Raw genomic sequence first — 10,481 nt, forward strand, 5'->3', positions numbered from 1 at the left:
GTCTGCAACTCCTTATACAACAGGGTCGAGCTGGGAATGGCGGCGAGAGGCCGCAGTGCAGGCGCTGGCGTAGTGCCGCAGCACCTCCTGCACCTGATCGAGAATGAGGTCGTGGGGATTGGCCGAGAGCGAGCCCTGACGCACCTTGCGATACTGCAGGGGCAGATGCTGGCTCAGCAGGGGGAGCGGGATGGGCTCCGCTGCCAGATTGGCCAGCAATCTGGCGTAGCACTCATCGACCCGGCTATCGGGCCAGTAGTAGCGAATGCGATCCGAATAGCTGTAGCCACGGGCCAGTCGGCTCTCGTTGGCACTGCCCTGATAGTGGCTACGCCAGAAGTCGGGGCGCTCCAGCATGGTCTCTTCCATCACTTTGCGCAGACCGGAGCACGCCTTGGCAACCACCAGTTCCTCCTCGATGGCGGCAAGGGCAAACAGCGCTTCGCGCAGGGCGAAGGTGAGGGCGGGGCCCACTTTGAGAATGGCAAAGTGGTCGCGTACCAGCTGGCGGTAGGCCTCGGGAGTCTGGTAATCGGTGGAGTGGGCCTCGAACACCATGTGGGGATAGGCTTCGATCATCCGGCGAAGGGGCGCCGCTTTTTCGGGCCGGTAATCGATGACGCGGGTATGGTCAAACTCGACGCCGGGTTGCACCACCAGACCGATCACTCTCGGCCAGATATGGGCCAGCCCCGCCTTGTTGAAGGCCTCTTGATGGGCCTCGAGGGTATGGCGCGCCGCCTCCGGCGTGGTGACCGCCAGCTCGGCAAGATCTTCATGGGCACCGCCCGGTACCGGCACCTCGGTGCCAATCACATAGACCAGATCGCTCTCGCCAAAAGTGGCCAGACAGGTTTGCTCGGCGATCTGCGCCAGCCGTGCGGCTCGCTCTGCGACCAGCTCATCGGTCAGGGGAACGGGATCGCCCTGACAGGACATGCTGCAGTCGAGGTGGATCTTCTTGAACCCGGCAGCGACATAGCTGGCGATGAGATCTTCGGCATGTGCCATGGCCTGCTCGACCGGTTCCCCCTGCCAGCGGTTGGGACCCAGATGATCGCCCCCCAGAATGAGGCGCTGTGCCGGAAAGTGACACTGTGCCGCCAGCTCGTAGAGGCGATCGCGAAAGTCGGCGGGGGTCATGCCGGTATAGCCGCCAAACTGATCCACTTGGTTGGAGGTGGCCTCGACCAGCAGCAGCTCATCCCCTTCGGCGGCCAGCCGCAGCGCGGCCTCCAGCACCAGAGGGTGAGCGGAGCAGACGGCGTAGATCCCGGTCTGTTCTCCCTGTTTATGTCTTTCGACCAGTGCCAGCATGGATTTCATTTTGATGTTCCTTGGTTGCTGCGGATGGAAAGGTTCTTTCGATTTCTTTTCTTTACGGTAGTAGGGAGGGAAAGAAAACGAAACAAAAGAGTCGTTAGATCTTGAGATGGATCACAAAAAGAAAGGTATCGAAAGGTTGTGAATGATGGGTAAAGATGGAGAGAGTGGTAGTAAAGCGTAATGAAGGCTTGATTTGGCACCTTCGCTGAGCGTTAATATGCAAACGTAACGAAGTGAAAGCGATCTTTCACTACAGCATTTCGGCAGAAGAACTATGCAAACAAGCGAAAAAGGTGCGCTCGGAACCAGCGAGCGGCGGGAGCGGATTATTCAGCAGCTGCGCAGCAATGGCAGCGTTCAGGTCAACGAGCTGGCGAGTCACTATCAGGTCTCTACCGTGACCATCCGCAACGATCTGGCCTTTCTGGAGAAGCAGGGGGTGGCCGTGCGGGCTTACGGCGGCGCCCTGCTGTGTGAACCGGGCCAGACGGTGCCGGAGCGCACTATTGCCGACAAGAGTGTGCTCAATACCCCGGTGAAACAGCGGATCGGTGCGCTGGCGGCGACCCTGGTGCCCTCCGGTTGTCGCCTTATCCTCGATTCGGGGACGACAACACTGGAGGTAGCGCGTCATCTGAAGGGACATCAGGAGATCCTGGTGATGACCAACGGTATGAATGTGGCGAATGAACTGCTCGAAGCAGAAGGGGTGGAGCTGCTGATGACGGGTGGACATCTGCGCCGCAAGTCGCTCTCCTTCTACGGTGCACAAGCGGAGCAGTCCCTGCAAAACTACCACTTTGACATGCTGTTTCTCGGGGTGGATGGCATCGATCTGGAGCGCGGCGTTAGCACCCATCATGAGGACGAAGCACGCCTCAACCGCTGCATGTGTCAGGTGGCCGAGCGGATTGTGGTGGTCACCGACTCCAGCAAGTTTGGCCGGCGCAGCTTGCACAAGATCATCGATACCCTGCGTATTCACACCCTGATCACCGACGATGCCGTGCCTGCCGATATCCTTTCCGGCCTGCGCAATGCCGGTATCGAAGTGCTGCTGGTACCGGCCGATGGCAGCACGGGACAAGAGAAGCAGGGGCAATATAATTCAGTGCAATCAGCTATAAGCGGTTGATGACAAACGCGATAGACTGGGTTTCTCACCCACTGATCGAGCCTGTTATGTACCACCCCGATATCACCGAACTTGAACCTGTCGCCCGCGCGGCGGGGGCGGCCATTATGGCCATCTACAGCCAGCCCTTCGCGGTGGAGTACAAGAGCGACGAGAGTCCGCTGACCGCGGCTGACAAGGGGGCTCATGAGGTGATCGTTCAGGCGTTGGCACGGCTGACACCCGACATCCCTGTATTGTCCGAGGAGTCGGGGCCCGAGGTGATGGCGGCGCGCCACGGCTGGTCACGCTACTGGCTGGTGGATCCCCTCGATGGCACCAAGGAGTTTGTCTCCCGCAACGGCGAGTTCACCGTCAATATCGCACTGATTGAAGAGGGGGCGCCGCGCTGGGGGCTGGTTTATGCGCCGGTGCTGGACAAGCTCTGGTATGGCGGCAAAGGAGTAGGCGCCTGGCGCATCGCCGATGGCAAGCGCGAGTCCATCCAGACCCGGCCTCATCGTGAAGGAGAAGCGTGGCGGGTGGTGGGCAGTCGCAACCACCTGTCGCAGGAGACCCTCGATTTCTTGGCTCCCTTTGGGGAAATCGAGCTGGTCTCTATGGGCAGTTCGCTGAAGTTCTGCATCATCGCCGAGGGGGGCGCCGAGCTCTATCCGCGCCTCGCCCCCACCTGCGAGTGGGATACCGGTGCGGCGCAAGCGGTGTTGGAGGGGGCGGGGGGCAGCGTCACCCAACTCGATGGCTCGCCGCTACGCTATAACAAGTCCGACATCCTCAACCCCTGGTTTGTCGCCAGGGCGTGAGGCTGATACCGGGATGCACAAAGGCCGGACTGGAGTAAACTTCCAGTCCGGCCTTTTTTATTTCGCTATTCACTTTGGGTCAGAAGACCTTCTTGAACGGCTTGATGGTCACTTTGGCATAGACGCCAGCTGCCACATAGGGATCGGCATCGGCCCAGGCCTGGGCGTCCGCTTGCGAGGCAAACTCGGCTATGACAGTGCTGCCGGTAAAGCCGGCATCGGCCGGATCCTCGGCATCGATAGCCGGGTTGGGGCCGGCGGTCAGCAGCCGACCCTCATCCTGCAGGGCTTGCAGGCGAGCCAGATGGGCAGGGCGAACCTGCTTGCGCAGCGGCAGGCTATCGGGAACATCTTCTGAGTAGATGAGATACCACATGAGAGGATCCTTTTCTGATGAGGGTTACTTTTTGGGTTCGTCTTTTTGCTGGGACAACTGCTCGGCAGGGATGTGGCGGTAGAGATAGACGCCACTCAGCAGGGTAAAGACCAGCGTCATTCCCAGCAGGCCGAACACCTTGAAGTTGACCCACATCTCCTGCGGCAGGTTAAACGCCACGTAGAGGTTGAGCAGGCCACAGACGGTAAAGAAGCCGACCCAGCCGAGATTGACTGAGTCCCAGACCTTATCGGGTGCTTGCAGCTCTTTGGCCAGCATCTGTTTGATCAGATTCTTGCCAAAGCCGTAACGGCTGATGAGCAGACCCAGAGCGAACAGTACGTTGATGACGGTCACTTTCCACTTGATGAAGGTGTCATCGTGGAAGAAGACGGTGAGGCCGCCGAAGAAGCCGACCAAGATGAAGGTGAAGAGCTGCATCTTCTCGACCTTGCGATAGCGGATCCAGCTATAGGCGAGCTGCAGACCGGTGACCACTACCAGTGCGCCGGTAGCCATGTAGATGTCGTAGAACTTGTAGACCGCGAAGAAAACGATAAGTGGAATAAATTCAATAAATTGCTTCATTGTTGGCGCCTAGTCCTCAAAAATGGCCTGCAAATTTCGCCCAGTCTACCTGCATGGCGGACAACGGCAAATGAATAAGACCGCTCATTTTTACGCCGGTTCCGCGCTGTCGCCAAACAGTTGGCGTGCAATGGAGATCCCCAGTCGCTGCTGGTCGGCCAGCAGGTCGCGGATATGGCGCTCTTCAATAAGCGGGTTGAGCAGCACGGCACGCAGCAGGGTAAGCGGCTGGGCACCGTAGCGCACCACCGCCCGCTGGGTGCGGGAGACAAAGCTGTGCCCCTCGGCCCGCTGGGCTTTTTGCAGCGCCACGTTGAAGTCGTTGATCTGCTCGTTGGCTGCTTCGTTCAGCGCCTTGCCCTGCAGATGGGGCGGGATGCAGCGGTAGGAGAGCAGATTCATCACCGGAGCCGACATCAGCTCGAAGGCGGGGTCGCTTTCGATGAGCTCTGCCATCAGCCGGGCACGGTCGTAGTTGGCCTCGATAAGCTCGGCATAGCCTTGCTGGCCGAAGAGCTGGAAGGCTGCATCCAGATAGAGGGCATTGGCCGGGCGGGTGCCCTCCAGGGTAAAGCGGCCCTGATCGAACGAGGTGGCGCGAATGGCATAGGGCGCCTCCCGCTTGACCGCCATCATCAGGTCGGGCTGGCGGCAGAGCAGCATGCCGGTACCAAGCGGCACCAGCAGCTGTTTGTGGCCATCCAGAGTGACGGTATCTGCGCGCTCGATCCCGGCCAGCAGGTTTTGATAGCGGGGGGAGAAGAGGGTCGGGCCACCCCAGGCGGCATCCACGTGGAAGTGGATCTGCTCGCGCTCGGCGATGACCGCCAGCTCAGGCAGGGGGTCGATGGAGCCAAAGTCGGTACTGCCTGCTACGCCGACCAATGCCAGCACCTTCAATTTCTGATCTTTGCACTGGATCAGCGCCTGCTCCAGCGCAGCCAGACTGAGCCGGTTCTGCTCGTCGGTCTCGAGGCGCCAAACGCTGCGGGCGCCCAGCCCCAGCAGATCCATCCCCTTGTCGAAGGAGTAGTGCATCAGGCGGGAGCCCAGAATGACGGCGCCCCGATAGCCCTGCTCATAGAGGGCGAACAGGTTGTCGCCACAGGCGCGGTTGCGGGCCAGCCAAAGTGCCGTGACATTGGCGATGGTGCCGCCGCTGGTCATGACGCCGAGGGCGGCATCCTTGGCATGCATCTGCTCGCCGTAGAAGGCATCGTCCCGGCCATAGATGAGGCGGTGCAGCTTGGCCAGCACCTCTCGCTCCAGAAAGCTGAGCAGGCGGGAGGACTCCATCTTCATCGGATTCTGGTTGAGCATCACCAGCAGGCGCGACAGCTCGGCGGTATAGGCCGGCAGTGGCGCCGTCATATGGCCCATGTAGCGTGGCGAGGTGAGGTGCGAGGCGCCGGGTACCAGAGTAGCCAGCCGGGCGAGATACTCCTCGATAGGTTGGCCGACTGCAGGCATGCGGGATTGATCGAGCTGGTGGGTGAACAGGTCGCGCTGATAGGGGGCCTGACTGTCGTCGGAGTGGTGGAAGCTCTCCAGCAAGGTGTTCATCGCCTCGCCAAAGGCGGGATCCGCTTGTGCAAACAGCTCAGTCAACTTCATCAGGTTCTCCAGACCAGGTCACCGGGTTAGGTGTCTATGCCGCTTGTCTCGGGCATCGGCGGCAGAGCATACACCAAAGGGGGGCGGGTGACAGCCACCCCATTTTTTAAGCGAACACTTGTACTCCGAAATGGTGCTGGGTAGAGTGTCGCCAATGATGACGGAGTGAATGTTATGAGTGGTGTGATGGATTACTCCCCCCGGGAGGAGCTGGCAAACCGGCTGAGTCACGGTGCGGGATTGTTGCTGGGGATTGTCGGGCTGGTGCTGTTGCTCATCAAGGGATGGGGGCAGGGTACGCAGGCGCTGGTGAGCTACAGCCTTTATGGCGGCAGTCTGGTGCTGCTCTATCTCGCCTCTACCCTCTATCACAGCATGGCGGAAGGGCGGGCCAGACGCTGGTGCAAGGTGTTTGATCACTGCGCCATCTATCTGCTGATTGCCGGCACCTATACCCCCTTCCTGCTGGTGGCGCTCGACACGCCGCTGGCGAAGGGCTTGATGGTGGTGATCTGGGCCCTGGCGCTGGCTGGCGTGGTGTTCAAGCTGGTGTTTATCAACCGCTTCAAGAAGTTGTCGCTGTTTACCTATCTGATGCTGGGCTGGCTGTCGCTGGTGGTTATCTATCAGCTCTATATCCATCTGGCCGGTGAGGGGCTGCTGCTGCTCGGGCTCGGCGGCCTTATCTACAGTCTCGGGGTCATCTTCTATGTGGCCAAGCAGATCCCCTATAACCATGCCATCTGGCATCTCTTTGTGCTGGGTGGCAGCGTTTGTCACTTTATGGCCATTTACGGCTACGTCGCCTAACGTCTTGCAACTAGCCCTTAATTGGTATTTTTAGCGCGTAAAAGGATAAATTCGTGCGGTATCACACAGTTGGCATCAGCGTTTGCTGACAAGCTAGGGCCAGTTCAATTCGCAAAGGATGCACGAAATGAGTGAAATCGCGCTTTCCATCAGCATGTTGTCGCTGGTGGCAGTGCTAGGACTCTGGCTGGGAAACTGGCGAGTCTATGGCGTTGGCTTGGGAATAGGGGGGGTGCTGTTCGGCGGCATCATAGTAGGTCACTTTGCAGGCGCCTCCGATCTCGCGCTGGATGCACAAACGCTTCACTTTATTCAAGAATTTGGCCTGATCCTGTTTGTCTATACCATCGGCATCCAGGTCGGGCCGGGTTTCTTCTCGTCATTGCGCAGCTCGGGTCTCAAACTCAACGCCTTTGCCGCTTTACTGGTCATCCTTGGCTGCGTGGTGGCCGCTGGCTTGCATCAATTTTTCGATGTGCCGTTGCCGGTCATTCTGGGGGTCTTCTCCGGTGCCGTCACCAATACGCCATCTCTCGGTGCGGGCCAGCAGATCCTGGCCGAGCTGGGCGCTGCGCCCGGTTCTACCGGTTTGATGGGGATGGGCTATGCGGTTGCCTATCCGTTTGGTATCTGTGGCATTTTGCTCACCATGTGGCTGGTCAGGGTCTTCTTTCGCATCAAGATCGACGATGAAGCCGCCCAGTTCGAGCTACAAACCGGTAAAATCAAGGAGAGCTTGCAGACCATCAACATCGCGGTGCGCAACCCCAATATGCACGGCCTGATGCTGAGCGAGATCCCGAGTCTCGACGAGTCGGATGTCATCTGTTCACGGCTCAAGCGTGGCGACGAGCTGATGGTGCCACGGCCGGAATCCCGTATCGAACTGGGTGACTTGCTGCACCTGGTCGGTGAGCGTCACGCGCTGCACAAGGTGTTGCTGGTGCTGGGGGAGGAGGTGGAGACCTCGCTCTCGACCCGGGGCACCGATCTGCGCGTCGAGCGGGTTGTGGTGACCAACGAGCAGGTTCTTGGCAAGAAGATCCGCGATCTGGATATCAAACAACGCTATGACGTGGTGATCTCCCGCCTCAATCGGGCCGGTATCGAGCTGGTGCCGACCAGCCAGACCAGCCTGCAGTTCGGTGACATTCTCAACCTAGTGGGGCGCCTCGATGCCATCGAAGCGGTAACCAATGTGGTCGGCAACGTGCAGCAGAAACTGCAGCAGGTGCAGATGCTGCCGGTCTTTATCGGGATCGGTCTTGGCGTGCTGCTTGGCTCCATCCCCTTCTACCTGCCCGGTTTCCCGGCCGCCCTCAAGCTGGGTCTGGCGGGCGGGCCGTTGGTGGTGGCGCTGATCCTGTCGCGGATTGGCAGCATCGGCAAGCTCTACTGGTTCATGCCCCCCAGTGCCAACCTGGCGCTGCGGGAGATCGGGATCGTGCTGTTTCTGGCGGTGGTCGGCTTCAAGTCCGGTGCCGGTTTCGTCGATACCCTGATCAACGGTGATGGCCCAGCCTGGATGCTCTACGGTATGGCGATTACCCTGATCCCGCTGCTGGTGGTCGGTGTGCTGGCGCGCCTCTACGGCAAGATGAACTATCTGACCCTGTGCGGCTTGCTGGCCGGCTCCATGACAGATCCTCCCGCGCTGGCCTTTGCCAACGCCATGCACCCGACCAGTGGCGCCAGTGCGCTCTCATACGCCACTGTCTACCCGCTGGTGATGTTCCTGCGGATCATCTCGCCACAGCTGCTGGCTATCATCCTCTGGGCGGGAGCCTAGGGTTAATCCTGACGGGAGCATGCCTTGTCATGCTCCCGTCATCATTCTGTAATCTATTGATAATTTTGGTTTTTACCATTCTCGCAACCTCGTTTTATACACTTCTGTCTGGCTGAACAGTTCAGCCTCAAATCGGTCTATCCTTTCGAATTTTCGAGCTGGTTATTTTTCCCCTCAGTCTGCAAAGTAGGCTGTGGCTTATTGCATTCAAATCAGGATTCAGGAGAGAACATGATCACCAATGCCGTTACCTTGGAACAGGGCGTAACCGTAACCCAACTTAAAGGACAAATTTATCTGGTTGCCGCAGATGGCAGCCGGAAGCTGTTGGCTGAAGGTGATGTGCTGCCGAAAGGGGCGGTGATCATGTCGCCGGATGGCGCCAGTTTCATGGGCGGCGGACAGTCATTCAATGTGCAACCAGCCAGCGAACAGAGTGAGCCTGCCGAAGAGGGAGATGCTCCCCAGCTGGCGCAAAACGGCGCTGCAGGTACTCCTGATGATATCAGTGCCCTACAACAGGCCATTTTGGGCGGCGCGGACCCGACCCAGGCCTTTGAAGCCTCTGCCGCAGGCGGTGCACCTGCCGCCGGTGGTGGCGATATCGGGGGCGTCGCCGGTGCCAGTGGCAACGGCGGTTTTGTCACCATCGACCGTACCGGTTCTGCAACCATTGCTGAAGCCACCTTCGATACCACCTACAACACCGATGGCGAGCCACCGTTGGGTGCAGCTGGCGAGGATGAAGTATTTGACCTGACTCCGCCCACCATTTCCGTGGTAGCGCCAGATAACACCAATGACACGACTCCGACCCTGACCGGAACCACGGATGCTCCCGTTGGCAGCATCGTCACCCTGCTGGTCACCGATGCCAACGGCAATCAACAGACTCTAAACGCTATCGTTACACCCGGCGGTACCTTCACAGTGGATGTGGTCACTCCCTTGGCCGAGGGTTCTTATACCGTCACAGCCAGTGTCACCGATCCTGCGGGGAATACAGGAACGGCAACCGACAATGGCAGCGTTGACAGTACCGCTCCCTCCGCTCCACAGGTCGAAATCCTGGATGGGGCAGATAATGTCATCTCCGCGAACGAGCGTGAAACTGGGGTGGGTGTCATTATCCGGCTGCCAGGGGATGCCAAGGCAGGCGATCGTCTCGATGTGGACTGGAATGGTGATGGCGTGCCTGACTCCAGCAGAATTTTGACAACCGACGACATCGGCCGCACCCAGGTCACCCTGACTATCCCCACCACGGATCTGCCGGTCAACGGCCCCATCACCGTGGATGCCACCCTGACCGACCCGGTGGGCAACACCTCGCCCAAGGGGACCGACAATAGCGTGGTGAATGCTGCGCCCCTGCCGGGTGACGACCAGTTCACCGTGGCGGAGGACGGCGCCGTCACCATTAATGTGCTTGGCAACGACACGGATGCGGATGGCGATCGCCTCACCATTACCGCTATCAATGGCCAGACCATTGCCGAAGGCGGCACGGTAGCGATCAGCAATGGTTCCGTCACCTTGATCAATGGCCAGCTGATCTTTACACCGGCCCCGGATTTCAATGGCAACATCGCGTTTGAATACACCATTACCGATGGGGTGAACAGCTCGACAGGCGGTGTGACCGGGACTGTTACTCCGGTCAACGACGCAGCCATCATCGCGGGTGACGACATTGGTGCTGTGACTGAAGATGCCAGCCCAGATGTGCTGACTGATAGCGGCGTGCTGACTGTGACTGATGTAGACGGGGCTGAAGAAGCCAAGTTTGTAGCCGGTAACGGCACCCCGAGCAATGGTGCGCTGGGCAACCTGACCATCGATGCCGATGGCAAGTGGACCTACAACGTCGACAACAGCAAAGTGCAGTACCTGGGCAAAGACGAGCAGAAAGTTGAGACCTTTACCGTACAGAGCGTGGATGGCACGCCGCACATCGTCACCATCACCATCACCGGCACCGACGATGCCCCGGTCATCTCCGCTGACACCGGTACGGTCACCGAGGGAGATCAAACCCCA

9 protein-coding genes are annotated in these 10,481 nt (G+C 59.3%); 5 read left to right on the forward strand and 4 right to left on the reverse strand.

The window, feature by feature from the left end:
* Positions 1 to 12: 12 nt before the first annotated feature.
* On the reverse strand, positions 13 to 1,326 hold the full coding sequence (gene kbaZ / locus LRL22_RS19025; protein WP_270906119.1) for a tagatose-bisphosphate aldolase subunit KbaZ: 1,314 nt from the start codon (positions 1,324 to 1,326) through the stop codon (positions 13 to 15).
* A gap of 274 nt (positions 1,327 to 1,600) precedes the next feature.
* On the opposite strand from kbaZ, the gene LRL22_RS19030 reads away from it, so the two are divergent.
* The gene (locus LRL22_RS19030) at positions 1,601 to 2,461 is read left to right on the forward strand and encodes a DeoR family transcriptional regulator (protein ID WP_270906120.1); all 861 of its coding nucleotides are present in this window, start codon (positions 1,601 to 1,603) and stop codon (positions 2,459 to 2,461) included.
* Positions 2,462 to 2,508: 47 nt separating this feature from the next.
* Entirely contained in the window at positions 2,509 to 3,264 is a 756-nt protein-coding gene (gene cysQ / locus LRL22_RS19035) for a 3'(2'),5'-bisphosphate nucleotidase CysQ (protein WP_270906121.1), read from the forward strand.
* A 79-nt stretch (positions 3,265 to 3,343) separates the two neighbouring features.
* Here cysQ and LRL22_RS19040 read toward each other — a convergent pair whose 3' ends face one another.
* From LRL22_RS19040 to LRL22_RS19050, 3 genes are all read right to left on the reverse strand, one after another.
* Positions 3,344 to 3,640 carry a YciI family protein gene (locus LRL22_RS19040; protein WP_005354350.1) on the reverse strand — a complete coding sequence of 99 codons (297 nt, stop codon included), beginning with the start codon at positions 3,638 to 3,640 and terminating at the stop codon, positions 3,344 to 3,346.
* Positions 3,641 to 3,664: 24 nt separating this feature from the next.
* On the reverse strand, positions 3,665 to 4,228 hold the full coding sequence (locus tag LRL22_RS19045) for a septation protein A (RefSeq protein WP_216961085.1): 564 nt from the start codon (positions 4,226 to 4,228) through the stop codon (positions 3,665 to 3,667).
* A 90-nt stretch (positions 4,229 to 4,318) separates the two neighbouring features.
* Complete coding sequence (locus LRL22_RS19050) at positions 4,319 to 5,842, reverse strand: pyridoxal-dependent decarboxylase (RefSeq protein WP_270906122.1); 1,524 nt, start codon at positions 5,840 to 5,842, stop codon at positions 4,319 to 4,321.
* Positions 5,843 to 6,016: 174 nt separating this feature from the next.
* Between LRL22_RS19050 and trhA the strand changes: the two genes are divergently transcribed.
* The 3 genes from trhA to LRL22_RS19065 all read left to right on the forward strand — a co-directional run.
* A complete protein-coding gene (trhA, locus tag LRL22_RS19055) occupies positions 6,017 to 6,652 on the forward strand; it encodes a PAQR family membrane homeostasis protein TrhA (RefSeq protein WP_005335337.1) in 636 nt (211 codons plus the stop codon).
* Positions 6,653 to 6,779: 127 nt separating this feature from the next.
* On the forward strand, positions 6,780 to 8,441 hold the full coding sequence (locus tag LRL22_RS19060) for a putative transporter (RefSeq protein WP_216950236.1): 1,662 nt from the start codon (positions 6,780 to 6,782) through the stop codon (positions 8,439 to 8,441).
* A gap of 231 nt (positions 8,442 to 8,672) precedes the next feature.
* The coding region (locus LRL22_RS19065; RefSeq protein WP_270906123.1) for a retention module-containing protein at positions 8,673 to 10,481 on the forward strand (1,809 nt) is incomplete at its 3' end.

Origin of the sequence: Aeromonas sp. PI_26, assembly GCF_027854445.1 — a bacterium.
Classification (GTDB): Bacteria; Pseudomonadota; Gammaproteobacteria; order Enterobacterales; family Aeromonadaceae; genus Aeromonas; species Aeromonas veronii.